Origin of the sequence: Brevibacillus sp. AG162 (assembly GCF_006715575.1) — a bacterium.
Classification (GTDB): Bacteria; Bacillota; Bacilli; order Brevibacillales; family Brevibacillaceae; genus Brevibacillus; species Brevibacillus brevis.
Window position 1 is genome coordinate 1 of sequence record NZ_VFNO01000007.1, and the last position, 22,115, is coordinate 22,115.

Annotated in this window: 20 protein-coding genes and 1 rRNA gene; 18 read left to right on the forward strand and 3 right to left on the reverse strand. The window is 49.7% G+C overall.

Translation table 11 applies throughout. The features are described 5' to 3' along the window. Together FB479_RS20220 and FB479_RS20225 are read left to right on the forward strand one after the other, a co-directional pair. Window positions 1-84, forward strand: a 23S ribosomal RNA gene (locus FB479_RS20220); the annotation flags it as partial. A gap of 293 nt (window positions 85-377) precedes the next feature. Next, a complete protein-coding gene (locus FB479_RS20225) occupies window positions 378-1,040 on the forward strand; it encodes an MBL fold metallo-hydrolase (protein ID WP_142066500.1) in 663 nt (220 codons plus the stop codon). A 76-nt stretch (window positions 1,041-1,116) separates the two neighbouring features. Here FB479_RS20225 and FB479_RS20230 read toward each other — a convergent pair whose 3' ends face one another. Together FB479_RS20230 and FB479_RS20235 are read right to left on the reverse strand one after the other, a co-directional pair. Beyond that, a complete protein-coding gene (locus FB479_RS20230; protein WP_142066501.1) occupies window positions 1,117-2,394 on the reverse strand; it encodes an erythromycin esterase family protein in 1,278 nt (425 codons plus the stop codon). A 143-nt stretch (window positions 2,395-2,537) separates the two neighbouring features. Further along, window positions 2,538-3,113, reverse strand: coding sequence for a GNAT family N-acetyltransferase (locus FB479_RS20235; RefSeq protein ID WP_142066502.1), 576 nt, complete (start codon window positions 3,111-3,113; stop codon window positions 2,538-2,540). 116 nt (window positions 3,114-3,229) lie between these two features. Here FB479_RS20235 and pdxR (FB479_RS20240) point away from each other — a divergent pair, with 116 nt between their 5' ends. From pdxR (FB479_RS20240) to FB479_RS30560, 9 genes are all read left to right on the forward strand, one after another. Beyond that, window positions 3,230-4,651 (forward strand): MocR-like pyridoxine biosynthesis transcription factor PdxR, encoded by a 1,422-nt coding sequence (gene pdxR, locus FB479_RS20240; RefSeq protein ID WP_142066503.1) that lies wholly within the window; start codon window positions 3,230-3,232, stop codon window positions 4,649-4,651. A 90-nt stretch (window positions 4,652-4,741) separates the two neighbouring features. Continuing rightward, window positions 4,742-5,311, forward strand: a complete 570-nt coding sequence (locus FB479_RS20245; protein WP_142066504.1) for a TetR/AcrR family transcriptional regulator — start codon at window positions 4,742-4,744, stop codon at window positions 5,309-5,311. Window positions 5,312-5,325: 14 nt separating this feature from the next. Further along, a complete protein-coding gene (locus FB479_RS20250) occupies window positions 5,326-5,688 on the forward strand; it encodes a DMT family transporter (RefSeq protein ID WP_106656130.1) in 363 nt (120 codons plus the stop codon). Further along, window positions 5,685-6,107, forward strand: coding sequence for a YvaD family protein (locus tag FB479_RS20255; protein ID WP_106656131.1), 423 nt, complete (start codon window positions 5,685-5,687; stop codon window positions 6,105-6,107). The genes FB479_RS20250 and FB479_RS20255 overlap by 4 nt, the downstream gene beginning before the upstream one ends. 229 nt (window positions 6,108-6,336) lie before the next feature. Continuing rightward, window positions 6,337-7,167: an MIP/aquaporin family protein gene (locus FB479_RS20260; RefSeq protein WP_142066505.1), complete on the forward strand. Its 831-nt coding sequence runs from the start codon at window positions 6,337-6,339 to the stop codon at window positions 7,165-7,167. A gap of 52 nt (window positions 7,168-7,219) precedes the next feature. Continuing rightward, window positions 7,220-8,719, forward strand: coding sequence for a glycerol kinase GlpK (glpK, locus tag FB479_RS20265; RefSeq protein WP_142066506.1), 1,500 nt, complete (start codon window positions 7,220-7,222; stop codon window positions 8,717-8,719). Window positions 8,720-8,866: 147 nt separating this feature from the next. After that, complete coding sequence (locus tag FB479_RS20270) at window positions 8,867-10,537, forward strand: glycerol-3-phosphate dehydrogenase/oxidase (RefSeq protein WP_142066665.1); 1,671 nt, start codon at window positions 8,867-8,869, stop codon at window positions 10,535-10,537. A 13-nt stretch (window positions 10,538-10,550) separates the two neighbouring features. Beyond that, window positions 10,551-11,105 carry a glycerol-3-phosphate responsive antiterminator gene (locus FB479_RS20275; RefSeq protein WP_106656134.1) on the forward strand — a complete coding sequence of 185 codons (555 nt, stop codon included), beginning with the start codon at window positions 10,551-10,553 and terminating at the stop codon, window positions 11,103-11,105. A 304-nt stretch (window positions 11,106-11,409) separates the two neighbouring features. Further along, the gene (locus FB479_RS30560; RefSeq protein ID WP_164724429.1) at window positions 11,410-11,556 is read left to right on the forward strand and encodes a hypothetical protein; all 147 of its coding nucleotides are present in this window, start codon (window positions 11,410-11,412) and stop codon (window positions 11,554-11,556) included. 83 nt (window positions 11,557-11,639) lie between these two features. Here the strand turns inward: FB479_RS30560 and pdxR (FB479_RS20280) are convergent, their stop codons facing one another. Then, window positions 11,640-13,076: a MocR-like pyridoxine biosynthesis transcription factor PdxR gene (gene pdxR, locus FB479_RS20280; RefSeq protein ID WP_142066507.1), complete on the reverse strand. Its 1,437-nt coding sequence runs from the start codon at window positions 13,074-13,076 to the stop codon at window positions 11,640-11,642. A 127-nt stretch (window positions 13,077-13,203) separates the two neighbouring features. Here pdxR (FB479_RS20280) and FB479_RS20285 point away from each other — a divergent pair, with 127 nt between their 5' ends. The 7 genes from FB479_RS20285 to FB479_RS20315 all read left to right on the forward strand — a co-directional run bounded on the left by FB479_RS20285 (window position 13,204) and on the right by FB479_RS20315 (window position 22,113). Beyond that, complete coding sequence (locus FB479_RS20285; protein WP_142066508.1) at window positions 13,204-14,169, forward strand: proline dehydrogenase family protein; 966 nt, start codon at window positions 13,204-13,206, stop codon at window positions 14,167-14,169. A 183-nt stretch (window positions 14,170-14,352) separates the two neighbouring features. Next, the gene (locus tag FB479_RS20290; protein ID WP_255438471.1) at window positions 14,353-16,728 is read left to right on the forward strand and encodes a DUF7408 domain-containing protein; all 2,376 of its coding nucleotides are present in this window, start codon (window positions 14,353-14,355) and stop codon (window positions 16,726-16,728) included. After that, window positions 16,725-17,651, forward strand: a complete 927-nt coding sequence (locus FB479_RS20295) for an ABC transporter ATP-binding protein (protein WP_142066510.1) — start codon at window positions 16,725-16,727, stop codon at window positions 17,649-17,651. Before FB479_RS20290 ends, FB479_RS20295 begins: the two co-directional genes overlap by 4 nt. Next, window positions 17,648-18,508, forward strand: coding sequence for an ABC transporter permease (locus FB479_RS20300; RefSeq protein ID WP_142066511.1), 861 nt, complete (start codon window positions 17,648-17,650; stop codon window positions 18,506-18,508). The genes FB479_RS20295 and FB479_RS20300 overlap by 4 nt, the downstream gene beginning before the upstream one ends. A 3-nt stretch (window positions 18,509-18,511) precedes the next feature. After that, complete coding sequence (locus tag FB479_RS20305) at window positions 18,512-20,221, forward strand: hypothetical protein (RefSeq protein ID WP_142066512.1); 1,710 nt, start codon at window positions 18,512-18,514, stop codon at window positions 20,219-20,221. Between the two features lie 30 nt (window positions 20,222-20,251). Then, window positions 20,252-21,235: an AAA family ATPase gene (locus tag FB479_RS20310; RefSeq protein ID WP_142066513.1), complete on the forward strand. Its 984-nt coding sequence runs from the start codon at window positions 20,252-20,254 to the stop codon at window positions 21,233-21,235. Continuing rightward, the gene (locus FB479_RS20315) at window positions 21,232-22,113 is read left to right on the forward strand and encodes a DUF58 domain-containing protein (protein WP_142066514.1); all 882 of its coding nucleotides are present in this window, start codon (window positions 21,232-21,234) and stop codon (window positions 22,111-22,113) included. Before FB479_RS20310 ends, FB479_RS20315 begins: the two co-directional genes overlap by 4 nt. Window positions 22,114-22,115: the final 2 nt, after the last annotated feature.

Here is a 22,115-nt window from a genome sequence, read left to right on the forward strand (position 1 = left end):
TAGACGATGAGGTTGATAGGTTCGGTGTGGAAGCGCGGTAACGCGTGGAGCTGACGAATACTAATCGGTCGAGGACTTATCCACACACTTAGCAACTGATCATGCAGATCCAGTTTTGAATGAATAATGAAGAAGCCATTCCTTTAAGGAATGGCTTTTTTTTATGATAGGCAAACATGTTCCCCGTATCCACTGAAATATAGACTAAAGCGTTAGATTCAATGCGATTTATTTTTATCTAACCCGACCGAAGTTCGTTTTTTCTGGATTGTTATCTCGAGGGACTATAAAGAAAATTTTTACAAATGTTGACAATAACGAATCTAACATAATAATATAACCTTACGTAAAAAACGGATTTTACGGAGGTCTGATTGATGGAAATTTCAAACGGAGTAGAAATGCTTCAACTAGATTTTCATGGGAGTATCATTCACCCCGTTCTTTTGTGGGACCCGGAAATGGCTGTTTTAATTGACACCGGATTCCCAGGACAAATGGAAGATTTACGCATGGCCATGGAAAAGGTAGGAGTATCATTCGACAAGCTAAAAGCTGTGATTTTGACGCATCAGGATATGGATCATATCGGCAGTCTTCCTGAGATTTTGCAGGAGTACGGGGATCATGTTCACGTTTATGCACACGAACTGGATAAACCGTATATTCAGGGGGAGATACCGCTTTTAAAAGACGCGCACCTAGAGAATCCCCCGAAAGGCAGAGTAGACCATACCTTGCGTGACGGTCAGGAACTGCCATTTTGCGGCGGGATTCGCGTCATCCATACTCCTGGGCATACTCCCGGTCATATCAGCCTGTATTTAACGCAAAGCAAGACTCTCATTGCAGGGGATTCGATGTACAGTGTAAACGGGATTCTCGGGGGCATTCATGCCCCGACCACACCGGATATGAAAGCAGCTCGTCTCTCTTTAAAAAAGTATGTAGACCTCGACATTTCAGCTGTGGTTTGTTATCACGGGGGATTCAGTAACGGAAATGTGAAGGATCAGATCGTAGAACTTAGTCAGGAATGATACTCCATACTCACAAAAAATGGCAGCCTGTTTAATCGGCTGCCGTTTTCTTATGCAAGGAAAATGATCTAACCCGTTAATCCTTAATCATAACCGAAGGAGTAGCAGTTCGTACGAAGAGGATCGCATCAAAAGCTTTTGCTGGAACCATCTGCAACGTATACAGCTTCTCCATTTTTCCATACCATCCACTAAAAACATCACCGATTGCACTGATTGACTGCGCTTTATTTAGATAAGTGTAAAAATCCTGATGATGCTTTGCCTTGGCAAAATCAAGGAATCCATCCGCCATCCCTGTCTGTGCAAATAGGACAGCTAGCCGGTTATTGCCACTATTTTTTACCGTAAACGCTTTGCGCTCATTGGTAGTGGCGTCCTTCGCAAGGAAGGTGCTCTCGTAGAATTCACTTCCGATTGCGTAATATTGGTCCCCCAAGGCTTTGGCGAGATGCGCCCCCATGCAGGTTGTCATTCCTGCGGAAGTGGAGGTCTTTTCAATATGTCCATTATGTCCGACGATGAACATGTTGTTGCGACCGTAATGTTTCTTTTCAAAGGATAAAATCCACATTACTTTGTCCGCCATATAGCGATCACGGGTGTTGCTATAGTTCGCGTTTGTTCCGCGCAGTGTAGCGTTTTGCTTGATCGCTTCTGCGAAGGCAGTAGCCAACTCATATTCTTTCTCAGAGCTTTTCGCGATGTAAACGGATTGGTTTTGTTTCATCTGCTCCATCAAGCTTTTTATGTGGGAGAGTGCTTCCTGTACGAGGGCGACCTTTTGATCATACACCGTTTTATCATTCAGATTCGTAAGCAGCTGCTCATACTTGGTTGCGAGTATCGGATCAACCTTTTTCAAATAGGAGAATAGCCCGGTTTTGTTATGGTCATAGCGTTGCATGTCAAAGCCATAGAAATGAATTTGATCTTTGGCATCTCGCTGCTCATTAAAGGCGCGCATCCAAGAGAGAAGCGCGGCCATTTCTTCTGTATGGTAAATCGTAAATCCGATGGCTTTTGCGGCATCCTGCGCAGTTCCGCTTCCGCCTAAAATGTATTCATTGACCTTTTGTCCACCGCCAAAATCGCCTTCAATGGCAAATACGCGATAACCTTGTTTTTCTACCAGATGCTTAAAAATATCTAACTTCAGCGTAGTGAATTGCTTGTTGCCATGCGTAGCTTCTCCAAACCCGATGATGGTTTTGGCAGGAAGCTCTATTTTTGAAACAGGGACAAGGTTTGCTTGCAATGACTGCTGCAAGGTGTTGGCTGATGCGGGGTGGAACCCTGTCAATACACTCAGGATGATGAACAAGCTGATAGTGAATAGGAGTTTTCTCTTCATGTCACTCTCTCTTTCTTGCGTTGATCTTTTGTTCGGGAGTGGATTTTCCTACCATTTCCCCTATTATACTCCTTTATGAAGTCGTTTACCTAGACTAAAAAACGCACCTGGGTTTGAGAATTCCCGGGTGCATTTTCTCTTTGTTACTTTACATATTTTGCGCGATACTCATCTGCCAGCATGGACATGAGAATGGAATCGTGATAGGCATGGTTGTAATAAAGCGCTTGTCGCTGTACGCCTTCACGCTGGAAGCCGAGCTTTTCATACGTGTGGATGGCACGTTCGTTAAAGGAGAATACGTTTAGCTCGATGCGATGCAGATTGAGGATGCCAAAACCATAATCGAGCATCAGCAGGAGTGCTTCGCTTCCGTAGCCTTTGCCTTGATGGGCATTTTGGTCAATCGAAATTCGGATAAAGGCGTTGCGATTATTCCGATCGATATCCCCGATCTGGACGTCGCCAATCACCTGATCATTTTCACAAAGGCAGATCAATAAGAGGACACTGGAAGAGTCCTGGGCTTTGTTTGCGATGTACTGGTGGATTTGCTCACGCGTGAAATGCTTTTGTGTACCAGTCAGTCTGCGCGTTTCCTTGTTGAACAAGGAGCTGAAGTATAATTCGGTATCTTCTGTGCCGATCGGTCGCAAAAAGACACGTTCTCCTTCCAAAAAGCGAACCGCTGCACTTGTATTCTGCTGTGTCATAGACATAGTCGTTGTCCTCCTGTTCGTTCAAAACTTCTTTTTCTTAGGATAACGAGCAAGTGTATACTTGGAAATATGCAGTTTTGTAAAAATGAAAAGGACAGATGGAGGGGAAAATCGAGATGCTCTTGACCCCAAACTGGCAGGAAAACGACAACGAGCCGCAATACGTACAGCTTTATGCTTATTTGAAAAAGGAAATCGTCGCAGGACGCTTGGCGGTGAATAGCAAGCTGCCATCCGTTCGCAAGCTGGCTGACTTGCTGGGCTTAAGCACAACACCCGTGGAGATGGCATACCAACAGCTTCTGGCAGAAGGTTTTATCCAAAGCAAACCGCGCAGTGGGTACTATGTGGAGAAATTGCCTGATCCAGAGGTGAAGCCGGGTGCTGGTACGAGCGCAAAAACCATCCAGCGTCCCATGCTGCGTGACGAGCGGGAATACGTCTATGACTTTCATCTCTCCCGCAATGATTTTTCGTTATTTCCAACCATGATTTGGCGTCGGTTGTACAATGAGACGCTTCACATCGAGCAGCAGGAGAATCTTTTTTATGGAGATCCGCAAGGGGAGGCTGGACTCAGGAGCCAAATCGCTGACTACTTGCGCAGGTACAGGGGTGTCGCTTGTTCACCGAATCAAGTGGTGATTGGGGCGGACCAGTTTGGCTTGCTGTCCCTGATCTGTTTGATGGTAAAACCGCAGTTCCAACGCATTGGCGTAGAAAATCCGGGGTATTTGCTGTTTGCCAATACGTTTCGCCAGCACGGCTACGACGTGGTGCCGATCTCACTGACAGAGGATGGAATTAGCGTCAGTGAGCTTTATGAGTCAGAGGTTGGGTTGGCTGCCGTTTCTTCGGCTCATCAATACCCGCGCGGGATGATCATGCCCATATTCAAGCGACTGGAATTGCTCGAATGGGCCAAATGTGTGGGAGGGTACATCATCGAAGACGATTACGACGGAGAGTTTCGTTACCATGGCAGACCGATTCCGTCTATGCAAGGCTTGCTCCCGCAGGCGAATGTCATTTATATGGGGAGCTTTGCGCAGGTATTGGCGCCTGCACTAGGCATTTGGTACATGGTCTTGCCAGAATCTTTGCTGGATACGTACTACAACCTGCTGCGCGAGACACTGCTGGAACCATCCTCATCCCGACTGCATCAGCGGACGATGGAAGCCTTTATGGAAAAAGGATATTTCGAAAAGCATGTCCGCAAAATGCGCAAGCTGTACCGCAAAAAGCATGATGCGCTGCTGCTGGCTGTGCACAAGCACTTTGGCGAAAGAGCGACAGTCATCGGAGCCGATGCGGGTTTTCACGTTCTGCTGCGGGTAAACAGCGAACGAAGCGAAGAAGAGTTGAGAAAGCTGGCGATTCAGGCAGGCGTGAGAGCTTCGTCTGCATCGTTTACATGGCTGGTGCCGCCTAATCCTGTGCCAAAAGAGTTTTTCCTCGGCTTCGCGGGCATTTCATTGGAAAAAATCGACCCCGGTATCAAAACACTGAGCCAAGCGTGGTTTGGCGATTGTTGACAATAAATGTGCAGGCCGTTATGCTAAGAGTACGTTTTGGAAAATATGAAAAACAAAATATTTTCCTTGTTTTCGAGAGGGGGCAAGAACATGCAGGAGCGAATCCTACAATGCGCCTATCATGAGATTGAGACCAAGGGCGTCCGTTTCACCATGTCCGATTTAGCTCGGCGCGCAGGCGTTAGCACCAAGACGTTGTATGCGAGCTTTCCATCGAAAGAGGCCTTGATCACCAAAGTCATTGAAGAAAACATCGAGGACTTGCGTAAAGCGGAAGATCAGATTTTGCATGATCCTGATCTCGATTTGGTAGAGAAGATGCGACAGCTCCTGGCACTCGTTCCGAACAACTTCTCACGAACCGACCTTCGTGTGTGGTACGAGCTTAAGCGCTACTATCCCGAGCAATGGAAGCTGATCGACGAGTTCAATCAACAGGAGTGGGAGCATGTCCGAATCATTTTGGAGCAAGGGGTAGAGGAGGGCGTGTTTCGTCGTATCCAGCTTCCAATCTTGGTCCAGATGTATACCGGAACGCTCAACCAGCTGATTGATCAGCAGTTGGCGAACCAGCACCATTTGACGATTGGCGATGCGCTGGATGCGGTCATCGATATTTTACTAGGCGGCATCGTAGATACTTCGTCTTCAAACAAGTAAGTAGGAGGAACATAATGAGTTGGGTCTATCTATTAATGGCCATTTTACTAGAGGTGGCTGGAACAACATCGATGAAGCTATCTGACGGGCTGAGCAAGCCTGTTCCCAGTGTGATGATGTTTATCTTTTATATTTTGTGCTTCTCGTCGCTGAGCCTGGCCCTCAAGGAAATGGAGGTTGGGACTGCCTATGCCATCTGGTCGGGTCTTGGCACGGCGATCATCGCGGTCATTGGTGTGGTGGTCTTCAAGGATGCCTTCACTGTCAAAAAACTGATTGCTGTCGGACTGATCATCGTGGGCTGTGTACTGTTGAATCTGGGGGACACTTCTCACGCGCAATCTTCGAAAGATACAGGAGTAGCTGAGGCGAAATGAGTGAGAAAAATGTGAAAGCAATGCTAGTGTTCTTCTGGGTCACCGATGTGGCTTTTGTCGTATACTGGTTCATTACATTTTTGGAGCTTCTCCCTGTGGAATACCTGTATCAGGATTACTACGACCCCAATTTGCTCGCCTGGAACCTGTCCTTTTTTCCATTGGATATCTTCATTTCCATCACGGGCTTTGCCAGTCTGTACGCCTATCGCAGAGGACGGCATATCTGGAAGCCGCTCGCCATGCTGTCGCTCGTTTTGACGTCCTGTTCGGGTTTGCAGGCAATTGCATTTTGGGCGTTCAAGGCAGATTACGATTGGTCCTGGTGGATTCCGAACCTGTACCTGCTGATTTACCCGTTATTCTTTTTGCCGGGCTTGATGCGAGAACTGGCAAAAGTGAAGGAAAGGGATTCTTGACAAATTTTGTGCAGTAGCTATATAGTAGGTCTTAAGTTAATAGTGCTGTGGAGATTGGGAGATCAGCTAATATTTGCAAAATGAGGGCATTCGCTCTTGGTTTGCGAGTATTAGCTTTTTTATTTCCCTCTAGACAAACCACAAAGGAGTTGGCGGAATGTAAGCGCTTTACGGGAATCGGTTTGCGTTTTTTCCAAATGCGTTTTTCCAAAAAGGGGGAGGGTGGGGCATGTCTATTTATGTAGGAGAACTGATCGGAACGATGATCTTGATTATCTTGGGGGCAGGTGTTTGCGCCGGGCAGAACTTGAAAAAGGCGTATTCCCAAAACGGCGGTTGGATTGTGATTACGCTGGGCTGGGGGCTGGCAGTTGCGTGCGGAGCGTATGCAGTAGGAAGCATTAGCGGAGCGCATTTGAATCCGGCTCTTACGATTGCACTGGCCAGCATCGGTCAATTCCCGTGGGAGCATGTGCCGGGCTACGTGGCGGCTCAACTGATTGGGGCATTTATGGGGGCGACGTTCGTCTGGATCTTTTATTACCCGCATTGGCGTGAGACGGATGATGCCGGAGCCAAATTAGGGGTATTTGCAACGGGTCCCGCGATTCCGAATACAGTCGCAAATCTCTTCAGCGAAATTTTAGGTACGTTTTTCTTAGTGCTCGGTCTACTGGCGATCGGAGCGAATAAATTTGCAGAAGGACTGAATCCATTTATCGTTGGCTTCCTGATTGTCGCAATTGGTTTATCTCTGGGCGGGACTACCGGCTATGCGATCAATCCAGCCCGGGACCTGGGACCTCGTCTCGCTCATGCTCTCTTGCCTATCCACGGCAAAGGAAAGTCCAACTGGCGCTATGCATGGATTCCTGTTGTTGGACCTATCATGGGAGCAGTAAGTGGAGCATTTTTTTACAAATGGACGTTTACAGATCATTCGCTGACAGGTGTAATAGCATTAGCGGCTTTCATGGTGATTGCCATCGTGGTCGGAATGACAACCAAAAAATCAATTGGCAGCAAGGAGCGACTCGCATCCGAAAGCGCGCGTTCCTAGACATAAAGGTAAAAATGAAGGCGATTCCATATGAGTGAAGGAGGAAGTTGTCATGGACAATAAATATATGCTTTCCCTCGATCAGGGAACCACGAGCTCTCGCGCTATTTTATTCGATAAATCAGGTGCCATTATCGGTGTTGCCCAGAAGGAATTCACGCAAATCTATCCGAAGCCGGGTTGGGTGGAGCACAATGCCGAGGAAATCTGGGAATCGCAGCTGGAGGTTTTGAAAGCGGTTTTACTGGAGAATCATGTGAAACCGGAAGAAATCGCTGGAATCGGGATTACCAATCAGCGGGAAACAACCGTGGTATGGGATAAGCACACGGGTAAGCCCATCCACAATGCGATTGTATGGCAAAGCAGACAGTCCATCGATATTTGCAACCAGTTGAAAGAGCAAGGCCATGAGCAGACGGTTCGGGAAAAGACAGGACTGTTGATTGACGCCTACTTTTCCGGTACAAAGGTAAAATGGCTGCTCGATCATGTGGAGGGAGCAAGGGAAAGAGCCGAGAAAGGCGACCTCTTGTTTGGCACCATCGATACGTGGCTGATTTGGAAGCTGACCAATGGCCTTGTGCATGTGACCGACTATTCCAATGCTTCGCGCACGTTGATGTTTAATATTCATTCTCTGGAGTGGGACGACGAGCTGTTGAACATGCTGCAAGTCCCGAAAGCCATGCTCCCAGCTGTCCGTCCTTCCAGCGAATTGTACGGCTACACAGACGAGAAGCTCTTCGAATTCCAGATTCCGATTGCCGGGATTGCCGGAGACCAGCAGGCCGCTTTGTTTGGGCAGGCATGCTTTGCGGAAGGGCAGGCCAAAAACACATACGGAACAGGTTGCTTCATGCTGATGAATACCGGAGAAAAGGCAGTTGCATCCAAAAACGGGTTGTTGACGACCATTGCCTGGGGAGTGGATGGCAAGGTAGAGTACGCCCTGGAAGGCAGTATTTTTGTGGCTGGTGCGGCGATTCAATGGCTGCGTGACGGCCTCAAGCTGATCGAAAAATCATCGGATTCGGAAAAGCACGCACTCGCTGTTGACAGCACAGATGGTGTCTATATGGTTCCAGCCTTTGTTGGCTTGGGAGCTCCCTATTGGGATATGGAAGCTAGAGGCGCGATTTTCGGTTTGACCCGTGGAACGACGGAAGATCATTTGATTCGGGCAGCGCTGGAGTCTCTGGCTTATCAGACGCGGGATGTGCTTGAAGCGATGGAGGCTGATTCCGGCATCCGGCTGCAAAAGCTGGCGGTAGACGGTGGAGCCGTGGCGAACAACTTTTTGATGCAGTTCCAGTCCGACATCCTGAATACAGAGGTAGAGCGTCCGCGTGTCAATGAAACGACCGCGCTGGGAGCAGCTTACCTGGCAGGGCTTGCCGTCGGATATTGGGGAAGCAAGGAAAATATTGTAAATAACAAAGTGGTGGAGCGCTCCTTCTCACCGGATATGGCGGAGGAAGTGCGCCAGGAGCTGTACGCAGGCTGGAAGCAAGCGGTTACGGCAACGATGGGTTACAAGATTAGGCATTGATTTTTGCGTAAAAGAGGTCTAAAGTTAGAGATAAGTTAATCATGCTGTGGAGACTACGGAGACAGCCAGTATCAGAAGAGCAATGACATTGCATTGCTTCTTTTGGATATTGGCTGTCTTTTTCTTTTAGAAAGGATGAGAAGAATGATGAAGGATCAACATGCATTGTCATCAAGTCAACGCCAGGCTTGTCTGGATAAAATGGCAAATAAACAACTCGATCTTTTGGTAATTGGCGGTGGGGTGACGGGAGCAGGTATTGCCCTCGACGCAGCCGCGAGAGGTCTAAGCGTTGGACTCGTGGAAAAACAGGACTTCGCTGCGGGAACCAGCAGTCGCTCTACCAAGCTCGTTCATGGAGGATTGCGCTATTTGAAGCAGGGCGATGTGCAGCTGGTGCGGGAAGTAGGCAGGGAGCGAGCTATTTTGTATCGCAATGCGCCACATATCGTCATCCCTGAAAAAATGATTTTGCCAATCGTGAAAAATGGTACCTATGGCAAGCTGGCAACCTCCGTTGGGTTGTATGTTTACGATGTGTTGGCTGGAGTCGAACGAAAAGAACGACGCATCATGCTGAACAAGCAGAAAACCGTGGAGGCAGAACCGCTTTTGCGCCGCGATATTCTCAAGGGCGGCGGGCTCTATTTTGAATATCGGACAGATGATGCTAGGCTTACGATTGAGGTCATGAAAACAGCAAGCTCGCATGGAGCGCTCTGCGTGAACTATACCGAAGCCACTGGCTTTATTTATGAAAACAGTAAGGTCATCGGTATTCGCGCGAAGGATTTGCTTACGGGCACGGAGTACTCCCTTCATGCCAAAAAAATCGTCAACGCAGCAGGTCCATGGGTGGATCAGCTTCGAGAAAAAGACCACTCCCTGTACGGCAAACGCCTCCACCTGACAAAAGGTGTCCATCTGGTCGTGCCATATAACAGACTGCCGTTGAAGCAGGCCGTTTATTTCGATGTATCCGATGGGCGCATGCTGTTTGCCATTCCGCGCAATAACAGTACGTATATCGGTACCACTGACACGAACTACAAAGGTGTGCTGGAGCGTCCAACGGTGACGAGAGAAGACATGGAGTATGTATTGAATGCCGCGAACGAGATGTTCCCTTCTGTGAAGCTGACGGAACAGGATGTCAGCTCCAGCTGGGCAGGACTCAGACCGCTGATCCATGAAGATGGCAAGTCCCCATCCGAATTGTCACGCAAGGACGAGATTTTTTACTCCAAAAGCGGGCTGATTACGATCGCAGGTGGAAAATTGACGGGCTTCCGCAAGATGGCCGAGCGCATTGTCGATGTGGTGGTCAAGCAGTTGACCGAAGAAGAGGGCAGGGCATTTGGAGCTTGTCAGACAGACAAAATCGTCCTCGCTGGCGGAAAATTTGATTCCGCAGCCAAGATTCCTGTATTTGTGAAAGCACAGGCAGAACGGCTTCGCCAATGGGGAATCACCGAGGAACAAATCCGCGTTCTGGTTGGGAAATATGGCAGCAACAGTGAGCAAATCGTAACGATGTGCCTGGAGCTTTTGACACAAAATGCTCAAAATGTGTCTCCAATCGAAGCACTGCTGAAAGCAGAACTACGCTACGCTGTAGAGGAAGAAATGGTCATGACCATGAGTGATTTTCTGATTCGTCGCAGTGGAAGACTATTCTTCGAGAGAGATACATTGGAGCCTGTGTATCGAATGGTGGGAGAAGAGCTCGCCCATGAGCTGCAATGGTCAGATGAGAGGAAAGAACATGAAATAAAAGCGTTTGAAGAGGAATATCATCTTGCGAAAACATTTCAATAGGGGTGATTCGTGATTGGCAAACCAGATCAATCAAGTCATACTTCCTGCAGCTCGGACATTAAAAGAATTTGATGAACTCATGGAAAGCAGCTACGAGCGCATTATTTTGCTGAATGCCCATGTAGCGCAAGTAAAGCCCCTGGGAAAACGGGCCAGAGCGTTCGGGAAAAAACTGCTGATCCATGCCGATCTCATTGACGGCTTGAAGTCTGATGAATATGCGATGGAGTTTCTTGCGCAAGAAGCACAGCCCGAAGGAATCATCACCACACGGAACAGTGCCATTCTTGCCGCCAAGAAAAAAGGGCTCATTTCCATCCAACGACTTTTTCTCATTGATACGATGGCATTAGATAGCAGCCTTACCCAGCTGGAGAGAACCAAACCGGATTACGTCGAGGTTTTGCCAGGAATCATTCCCCACCTGATCGAAGAAATCACTGTACGAACCAAGATTCCGGTCATCGCGGGAGGATTTATTCGCACGATGGAAGATGTAGATCGCGCCATTCAAGCGGGTGCAACTTCTGTAACAACGTCTCGCAGAGAACTGTGGACGAAATCATAAAGGCATCAGAGTTGTCAAAAGCCGGTCATTCCTGCTCGTAGGAATACCGGTTTTTTGGTGTGTGTCCGTAAAGAAAATAGGTAGATGGCGGTGATAGAGGACATAGGTAGATACCCTTTTATTCGGTATGGAGGTCATTAGTCTATGCGGATGAACGTCACCGTGCATATACACATATAGTCAACAAAAAATAAGAGGAAAGAAGGCGGTTGCGTGAATTATCCAAGCGGACATTGGCCATCATCGTATTCCAGTCGGTCTGGGCAGTCTTCCTATTATCCATGGCAAAGAGATGATTGGGGTCGTGGTCGAGACTGGGATCGAGGACGAGATTGGGATCGAGATCGTCGACGCAGATGTCCAGATTTCTGTCGGCATTGCCATCCTAGATGCTGTGGTCGCTGGCGTTAATCATCCTCTATTTTTTCAGAAGATAAAAACGGAAGTGTAATAGTCTTGAGCCAAATCTTGTGGAGCATTCGAGATTTGGCTCTTTTTTTTGTGAAACCAGGCATTCTCGCTTTAAAGATTTGACTATGCTCGTTTTGTTCTCGCCAGCGCAATATTCGTTAAAACAGCCTTGATCCTCTCGACCCCTTTTTTGATCTGTTCCTCATTGGTATTGCCGTATCCGAGAATGATTTTATCCGTATGCTTGTCTTTGACAATGGTGTGTTCCTCAACCGGGTAGACACGCACTCCGGCTTGCTCCAGTGCAGTCAGGACGTCAGGTGTGAAGCGAACCGTTGGAAAAGCAGCGACGATGTGCAGACCAGCAGCCTCCCCCCAAATGCGCACACCATTACCAAAAGCAAGTTGAAGAGCATCAATCAAGCATTGTCGGCGTTTTTTGTACAGCTTTTTTACGCGATTCACGTATTTCTCTAGATGCCCCTCCTCGATAAAAACCCCTAGTGCAAGCTGATCAATGGAAGGGGCGTGCAAATCGGAGAGCCATTTTGCTTGCTGATAGGAAGCTACCAATGCTTTTGGCAGGACGAGGTATCCCTGGCGTAGTCCGGGAGAAAGGATTTTGCTAAAGGAACCGATGTAGATGACACGCTCCGAGGCGAGTCCCTGGATGGAGCTGATGGGAGCAGTCTCGTAGCGAAATTCGCTGTCGTAATCATCCTCGACAATGTAGCAGTCCGCTTCCCGTGCATAACGAATGAGTTGAAGTCTGCGTTGGATGGGCATGGTGCCGCCGAGCGGGAACTGATGAGAGGGTGTGACAAATACGAAGCGGGGGCGATGGGCAGTTAATGACGGCAGCTGTTCCATATCCATCCCGTAGGTATCTGTCGGAACAGGCAGTAAGCAAGCGCCTGTCCTCGTGAAAATACTCTGGATATCGTGCGTGATCGGGTCCTCGATGACTACTTGACTATCAGGACGCAGAAGCACGTTGGCAATTAGGGTGAGCGCCTGAGTAGCGCCGGATGTCATAATGATTTGCTCGGGTTCGCATTGCACGCCCCGCGTTCGATACAAATAGCGGCACAAAATCGTGCGCAGCTCCGTACGCCCCTCGGGGCGATTATAGCCAAAGGCTGACAGCGGCGCTTCCAGACAGACACGCTGGACGGTTTTGCCCCAGAGGCTGCGAGGAAAGTGCTCCAGAGCAGGCACACCGGAGCGAAAATCGATCAGCGTGCTCTCGGCTTCGTTGAAGTACTGATCCACTTTGGGGAACCCAGCCTCTGTCACCCGTGCGTGCTGTTCCAAATAAATGCCAGAAGCAATGAAATGCCCAGAGCCACGTCTGCTCTCAATGTAGCCCTCGGCTAGTAGCTGCTCGTACGCCTCTAACACCACGTTGCGAGAGAGGTGCAGTTCACTGGCTACTTTTCGGGTTGAAGGAAGCTTGAATCCGGCTGGCAGTTCTCCGCTCAAAATTTTCGTGCGCAATTCAGAATAGATTTGTCTGATTAACGGAATGGGTTTCTCTCGGTCAATGGTCATCCAAAGCAAGGCGTGTGAGCCTCCTTATGTAACTGGTCCTCTCGAAAAAGTCGGAAACTGGACCTAATCTACACAAGCGTACCATGGTAGGGTGAAGGAAGAGAAGAGGTATGCCACTGCCAAAGGAGAGAGAAGGATGACGCCAGAAGAGAGAAGAACCGCCGAGATTTTGCGTACAATCGCCCGTGATGAACGAATCAAGGAAGCAGTCAGAACATCGCCCTTGTTATATCCGTTGCTTTTGACTGCTGCGAAACGTTATGTGACAGGCGAAACGCGTGCGGATGCAATGATAGTAGCCCAACGCTTGATAAAAATGGGCTATCGTCTATCCGTTGAGCACATTGGTGAAAATATGCTGGACTTGCAGGTTGTACATGAAGCGCAGCAGGAATTTTTGGCGCTCATTGCGGATTGCTTCCAACTACATACACCAGTCGGAATCTCCTTTGATCTGTCCCATCTCGGCTTGTTGCTGGATCAAGAACTGGCTTTTGCTCACGTAGAAGAGCTGGCGGAACGGGCGAGACATAGCGGCCAGTATTTGATGATCAGCATGGAGGAATCGACGAAAACAGAGGCGATCATAAGCATGTATGAGCGCTTGGCACATCGACATGAAAATGTGGGCATTACGATTCAAGCGCATTTGCACCGCTCGCTGGATGATGTGAAACGGGTACTCGAACTCCCGGGGAAAATTCGCTTGGTCAAAGGTGCATTTAAGGAACCCCAGGAAATCGCATTGGCGCGTTCAGTGGAGTTGAACGAACGGTACCTGGAGCTGGCTGACATATGTGTGCAATCTGGACGTGAATGCTCACTCGCTACCCATGACCAAGCGATTGTAGACGAGCTAGCCCGCCAGGACTATTTGCATCGGCCGAATGTAGAGGTCGAGCTGTTATACGGGGTTCGCCCAGAACTGGCTCATGCTTTGCGAGAAAAAGGAGTTCAGGTGCGCTTGTACCTCACATATGGGACAGAGTGGTACTTGTACTTGTGTCATCGATTGGCGGAGCACCCGCCTCATGTGCATCAGGCGATAGCCGATATGTTTGATCCGGCGAGACTTCAGGATGTAGGGTATGGCATGTCATAGAAGGATTGCGAAAAACGTCAGAGCATAATCCTGACGTTTTTTCTATTTTTCACTCTCGCACTTGGTGACCAATTGATTTCATTTTGAAAAAAATGTAGCTATTTGTCTGGAAATAACGTCAATAATTGTATGAGAAGAAAAGATAGGCAGAAAAAAAGAATGGACCGTGGAGGTTTTGAACGAATGAAAACGGCGCAGTGCAAGCGGTGGCTCCTGGCCTTCTGTGCGTTCCTCCTGTTGGTAGCAGGTGTTCCTTTAGGATTGACGGGGACAGCCTTGGCAGAGGGAAACATTCAGCTAGGAGTAACAGTCGGAATTGAAGGAAAGTACAGGGACACGGGGATGGTACCCGTTGTGGTCACGGTGAGAAATGGAGGGGCAGATATCGAAGGCGAGCTTTTTGTCGCCACGGGAGAACGGGGAGACAGTCGCTTCGAAGTTGCCAATTATCAGCCGGTTTCGATTGCAAGCGGAGTGACCAAGCAGGTAACCATTATCGTTCCTGGATCAGAGCTGCATGGCAATTCTTTTGTGGCCTTGATGCAAAATAACAAGATGATCGCACAAACTCCGGTAACCGGCGTTTCATACAGCGAAGATACGCTGATGATCGGCGTGCTGGCAGAAAATCCTGACACAGCTAACTTCCTGGGTGTACTGCCGAAAGGCTCTATTCATAACCCGGTCCAGCTCTTGACGATGAAGGCAGACAATATGCCAGTGACAGGTACTCAGCTACAGATGCTCAATATGCTCGTTATCAATAATTTTGCTTTGGATGCATTGAATGAACAACAGATTAAAGCGGTTCGGGATTGGACGAATTCTGGCGGGATGCTGATTTTAGCCGGAGGAGCGCAGTACAAGAAAGCTGGAGGCGTTTTGGCTGACTTGTCGCCAGTAGAAGTGACTGGAGTGACGAGCGTACAGACACTTTCCAGTTTTAAAGCGGATAAGACCAATCCAATTGCACTGACATCCCCCTTTACGGTAAGCAATGGGACTGTGAAGGCAGGGAAAGTTCTGTACAGCGAAGGAAATATTCCGCTGATGGCTGTCCATAACGTGGGAGCCGGAAAAGTATTGTACGTCGCCTATGATTTGGCGGCGGAACCAGTAGCCAGCTGGGCAGGAAACAGCCGCTTTTGGGCGGATACACTAGTAAAGGCTTTTGGTTCTTCCATCAACGCTTCAAATAGAAGCATGATTGACAACGTATGGCCGCTTCAGGATGCTGCTGATCGAGTCCCATCCTTGAAAATTCCGGAGGTTGGCTGGTTCGCCGTATTTTTCGGAATTTATGCCCTGGTTGCAGGGCCAGTTCTTTTCTATATTTTGCGGAGAGGCCGCAAGCAAAGCTACATGTGGGTAATCGTCCCTGCCCTTTCGGTGTTGGCGGGAATCGGAATCTTCTCGATTGGTGCCATCCAGCGGGGGGTGGGTGTAAAGCTGCACCAGGTGGGCTATATTGAGCTGCAAAACAACGGACAGGCAAATGCATTGAGCGTAACCGCATTATTCGTACCGAGTAATGACGACTATCGTTTGACTATAAAGGGGGAGGGTATGACCCAACCTGTCACTGAAAGAGATTATATCGATCAAATTCCGAAAACGTGGATTTCCATACAGCCAGATCAGACCCATATTGATTTCCGAGATGTAGAATTCTGGTCGATGCGTAAGGTTGCGACGGAGCAATCCTTATCGGACGTAGGAAAAATAGAATCGAACCTGTCGTATGAGAACGGTGCACTGAAAGGAACCGTGACGAACCATACGAAGTACTCGCTAAGAGACGTGACGATCTCTACCGGTATGCAGGTACAAGAGTTTTCACAGTTGGCGGCTGGCAGCAGTATCGAAGTGAACTTGCCGTTTGCCCCTCAACAACAAGCAAGACGGAACCAACATCGGATGAATATGGGGCATGCGCTGCCGCAGCACATGCAATCGAATGGCTATGAAAGAGAAACCCGTGAGCAACTCATTGTGGAAATGCTGGACATGATGGACAGACGTGGTGGTCAGTCTGAAGTGGTAAAACTCGTGGGCTGGACCGAAGAGCAAGTTGTAGAGGCTGTCGTAGAAAACGAAAATACGGAGAACAGCAGCATTGCGATGGTCACTTCGACGCTGCAAGTGAATCCATCCAAGGACGGACACATTTATTATCCAACGGGGTCGTTTGATGTGACGATGTCGGGCAGCTCAGTTCCGGTAGATGATTTCGGCGATGGCTTTAGACTTCCTGCCGGGGATATTACCTTTGACATCAATCTGAATCAGGAAGGACAGGATCTTGCCATCAGCAATTTGTACCTGTATACCTGGTCAGAGGACAATACGACATTTCAAAAAGAGGTTTACAACTGGAAGACAAAAGCTTTCGAACCATTTGAAAAAGCATTCATGAACAACGTGATGACAAGCGACAAGACCACTACTTATGTTTCGGGCGACGGCATTGTCCGCATCAAATTTGCCCACCAGTTTGAGGATGAACGCCACATTGGGGTTCCAAGTGTCAGTGTGGAAGGGAAGGTGAGCAAGAAGTGATCCAGATCCAAAATTTGCGCAAGCGCTACGGCAAAATGGAAGCGCTAAAAGGACTTTCGCTCGAAATTGACAAGGGTACCGTTTTTGGTTTCGTCGGTCCGAACGGGGCAGGAAAATCGACGACGATGTCCATTTTGGCGACTTTATTGGAGCCGACCAGTGGGAAAGCATACGTAGGCGGCTACGAAGTGACCAAGCATCCAAAGGAAGTGCGCAAGCTGATCGGCTACATGCCAGACTTTTTTGGTGTCTACGACAATTTGACAGCAGAAGAGTACCTTGATTTTTACGCGGCGAACTACGATATTCCGGCAGCAGAGCGAAAACAAATCATTCCCCAGTTATTAGAGCTGGTGAATCTCACGCACAAGCGGGATGCCTACGTCGACTCGTTGTCGCGAGGGATGAAGCAGCGCCTTGGACTGGCCCGCTCGCTGGTTCACAATCCGGAAGTGCTCATTCTGGACGAACCAGCTTCTGGTTTGGACCCTCGTGCTCGCATCGAGCTGCGGGAGATTTTGAAGGAACTGCGGGACATGGGCAAGACGATTATCATTAGCTCGCACATATTGCCTGAGCTAGCGGAGATGTGCGACGTCATCGGGATTGTAGAGGAAGGCAATCTGGTTGCCTTTGGACGAGTCGATGAGATTTACTCGAAAATGCAAGAACAGCGGGTATTGCGTATTCGCCTGTTGGATCGGGTTGATGAAGCAATGACGCGCTTGCGTGAGATGCCTGTCATTACTAGGGTGACACGCGAAGGGAACTGGGTCGTTGCAGGCTTTTCAGGAAATGACGAAGAACAGGTTGAGCTGCTGCGGGAGCTTGCGGTGTCAGGCTACCCTGTTGCCGCGTTTAATGAGGCAGTTGGTGATTTGGAAGAAATCTTCCTGGAAATTACGAAAGGGGTGGGCTCATGAGCGACTTGAGACGATTTCGCAACCCTGTCTTGTTCAATGAATGGAAAATGCGGATGCGGACCAATCGGTCACCGTGGATCATCCTGCTCTATTTGCTCGTTTTGGGTGCAATGACGCTCACGCTGATTTTCTTTATGACAAACGGCGGCAGCTATTACAACCCGAATGATACACGCGAGCTGTTCATGATGCTGTCTGTGTTTCAGCTCGGGATGATCTGCTTCGTCGTGCCGGGACTGACGGCAGGGGTGATTTCAGGTGAGCGCGAACGTCAGACGTTGAGTGTGCTGTTGACCACGAATGTCAGCGCCACACGATTGATTTTAGGCAAATGGCTGGCATCGCTCAGCTTCATGACCTTTCTGGTCATTGCGACCATCCCTCTCTATGCCATCGTCTTTTTGTATGGAGGAATTTCACCTGCACAAGTGATCAAGGTGTTTGGCTTTTACGTCATTACGATGTTCGGCATCGGCAGCATTGGTGTGCTCATGTCCACGCTGATCAAACGGACTGGTATCGCTACGGTCGTCACTTATGCCGTGGTGTTCGGATATGCGATCGGCTCGAGCATACTGGCGGAAATTATCAAAGAGTTCATTCGGTACCAGCGCCGGTCGGGCGCCATGTCATCCGCGACCATGCCGGACTGGCCAGATCTCCTGCATAATTTCAACCCATTGTTTGCGATGTTGAACATTTTTGAAGAAGGGCCGCAGATCAGGATTGGGAATGTGGACCCGTACGCGGTTTACTGCCTGTTTTTCGGGATCATTACACTGTTCTGCCTTTTACTCTCCATCTATCTCATTCAGCCAGTGAAACCGAGATTTCGCAAAGCAAAAGAGGAGCAATAAGCCATGTTTACCGCTAAAGCGAACGACGAGCTGAAGTCACTGCTTGCACCCATTCGAAAGCAAATGGGCTTGCGTGTATGGATACAGCAGCTAACGGTCTATGGTTTGTGGGGAATGGGGGCGAGTCTGGTGCTCCTCCTCCTTGCCCGCGTCTGGCCGATTCCGTTTTACCAATGGATCGCGGTTGTGCTGCCAGTGCTTGTTGTCCTCACAGGTCTGGTGCGTGGGCTTTGGAAGCGCCCTACCTGGCTCCAATGTGCGCAAGTGGCAGACGGTAATGGTTTGGCCCAGCGAGTCGTCACAGCATGGGAGAATCAAGAGAATCAGTCGATGGTAGCGGGTATGCAGAGGGAAGATGCCCTGCAGCATCTGCGTAAAAATTTGCCGCAAATCGTAGAGAGCGTCCACATCTGGTCGCTGGTCCAAAGAAAGGTTTATGTCACAAGCAGCTTGCTATTGGTATGCCTGGTGCTGTTTCTTTGGCCGAATCCTCAAGACTTGCGGCTGGCCCAGATGGCAGAGGAAAAGAAAGCAGTCGCGCAGGTTGAGGAAGAAGTAGAGGCAATCGAGCAGGAAGTGAAAAAGAATACAGGCTTAACCGACGCGCAGAAAAAGCAGCTGGAGGAAATGCTGGAGCAGGCAAAAAAGGCTCTGGCGAAAGCAGACCATCCGGCAGAACGTCAAAATGCATTGCGCGCTGCGGAAAAACAATTGGAGAAGGTCAGAGATGCAGAGCAGCGCAAAGAAAAAGCGCTGCAAGCACTCCAGCGCAGCTTGGGTAATCAAGAAGGGACAAAAGCTTTGGCTGGCGCGATGGAAGCGAAAGATCGACAAGCGATGACCGAGGCCTTGGCACAAATGGCAAAAGCCATGGAAAGCATGCCGCAAAAAGAGCAGGAAGAGATCGCTCGCGAACTCGCAAGTGCAGCAGAGCAATTGAAAAAAGAGGCAGAGTCTGCCGACTCGAAGGAGCTGGAGGATATCGCCAAACAACTGGCGGAGGCAGCCCAGCAAACAGCCCAAGGACAAGTGCCTCAAGCGATGACTGCGCTCGAGAACAGCTTGATGCAAGCTATGACGGGCATCCAGCAATCTCAGCAAGCCATGCTCGCAGCTATACATGCCGCTGCTTCGCTCAATCAGTCGCAAATGACGCTTGCCAGTGCAGGCGCACAAGCAGGAAATGCTGGAGCGAGTGGAGCAGGGGCAGGAACGGCAGCAACAGGCCAGGCGACTCCAGCATCGGGGACACCCGGGAATCAGCCAACTGCGGCAACACCGGGAGCAGGTGCGAATCCCAATCAAGGGGCGAACCCGGCAAACCAGCCTGGGAACGGAAACAATGGCTCGGGGCAGGGGAATGGCAACGGAAACGGCAACGGCAATGGAAATGGAAATGGCTCTGGTGGTCAAGGAAGCGGTCAAGGCGGCGGGGCCGGGTTAGGAAAAGGCAAACACGAGCTCGTTACCGTCCCGGCAGAGCGCATAGGTGGAGAAAACGGACCTGTTGATACAGTCGGAGGTCCACTCGGGTCAGGACCTTCCCAGTCGCAGCAAAGCGGAAACACACAAGTTTCCTCGGGTGGAACGCTGCCGTACGAGGAAGTGTACGGCCAATATGAGCAATTTGCCCGCGAGAGTATGGAAAAAGGCAGTATTCCCGGCGATTATCAACAAATCGTGAAGGATTATTTCAGCAAAATAGAGCCTTAGATCATTCAACAACAGGAAGGGGACACGGCGATGGCGCAGCAAACGCTAGAGGATTGCTTGCAGCGAGTAGAGCTTGTCAGGCAGGAAATTGGAAAGGTATTGGTAGGACAAAAAGATGTGGTCGAGCAACTTCTGTGGGCCGTGTTTGCAGGTGGGCATGCGCTCTTGGAAGGCGTACCCGGCTTGGGCAAAACGCTGCTTGTTCGGACACTGTCCCAAGCCTTCGAGCTGTCGTTTCAGCGGATTCAGTTCACACCTGACCTGATGCCGACAGACATTACTGGAACGAGCATCCTGTTGGTCGACGAGAAGGGACAGCAGTCCTTCCAGTTTCAACATGGTCCGATCTTCGCTCATGTCGTGCTGGCTGACGAAATCAACCGGGCGACGCCAAAGACGCAAAGCGCCCTGTTGGAGGCCATGCAAGAGCGAACGGTTTCAGCTGGGGGAGTGACTCGTCTGTTGCCAGAGCCGTTCTTCGTTCTCGCGACACAGAACCCGCTGGAGCAGGAAGGGACATATCCGTTGCCAGAAGCGCAAATGGACCGCTTTTTATTGAAGATCGATGTCCCGTATCCGACGGAAGAAGAACTGAAAATGATCGTGCGGCAAACGACCACGAGCCAAGTGATCACCGTGGAAAAAGTGGCTTCAGCCGAGCAAATTGCTGAGATTCAGCAGGCAGCGCGTGAAGTGTTGGTTGCCGATGCGGTACTGGATTACGCGGTGAAGCTGCTTTTAGCGACGCATCCGGGGGAACAGGCGATTGCTTCGGTGAACAAATATGTGCGAAACGGTGCGGGGCCGCGTGGCGTGCAGGCAATTGTCTCCTTGGCAAAGGTACGTGCATTATTGGCTGGCCGATACAATCTGGCGTACGAGGACGTGACAGCAGTTGCTCTGCCAGCGTTGCGCCACCGCATTTTCCTCAATTTTGAAGGAGAGGCGAACGGCATCCGACCAGACCGCGTCATTATGGATATTTTGGACGAACTGGGGACGCAGAAGGTATGAATCAACACCTGCTTGATCCGTCATGGCTCGCCAGACTGGAGCGAATGCAGATGGCTAGTCGCAAAGCGGTCAGCGGCAGCCAGGCAGGAAAGCGAAGGGCGAGACAGCTGGGCAGCTCCATGGAGTTCGCAGACTTTCGGGCGTATGTTCCCGGCGATGATTTGCGGCAGCTCGATTGGAATGCGTATGCCCGTTCAGGCAAGCTGTTTTTGAAAAAGTACTTGGATGAAACAGAGCTTCATGTGAACTTGTATATCGATTGCAGTCGTTCGATGAGCTACGGGCAACCGAACAAATTGGTCCGTGCTGTGGAGATTGCTGCGGCTCTTGGCTATTTGTCTCTGTGCCATCTCGATCATGTGTCGGTCTATGCATTTGACAGCCGAATGACGGCAGCACTTACCGGGCTGCAAGGAAAGAGCCAGGCGCATCGCTTGCTCAACTTCTTATCTTCCCTGCAAGAAGGGGGAGCAGGGGATATTCAAACGGCAATGCGCCAGCCCGGGGCTGTCAGCGGCAAAGCTGGAACTTCCATCGTGCTGTCGGACTTTTTGTTCGAGTCAGGCTATATGGAAGGCATCGCGTATTTGCAGGCGGCTAGACAAGAGGTCACGCTGGTCCAGGTGCTTTCCAAAGAAGAGCTTGCGCCCGAGTATGCAGGAGAGCTGCGGTTGATAGATTCAGAAACTGGGCAAGCAAAAGAAGTATCCCTGACGAGCCTTTTGATGGAAGAATACCACAAGAGCTTGCGAGATTATCAACAAGAACTGTCCGCGTTTGCTTATGGAAGAGGGATCGCCTGCGTGTCTGTAGAGGCGGAACAATCGCTGGAATCGATTGTCTTCCATGTCTTTCGTCAGGCCGGCTTGATTCGCTAGAG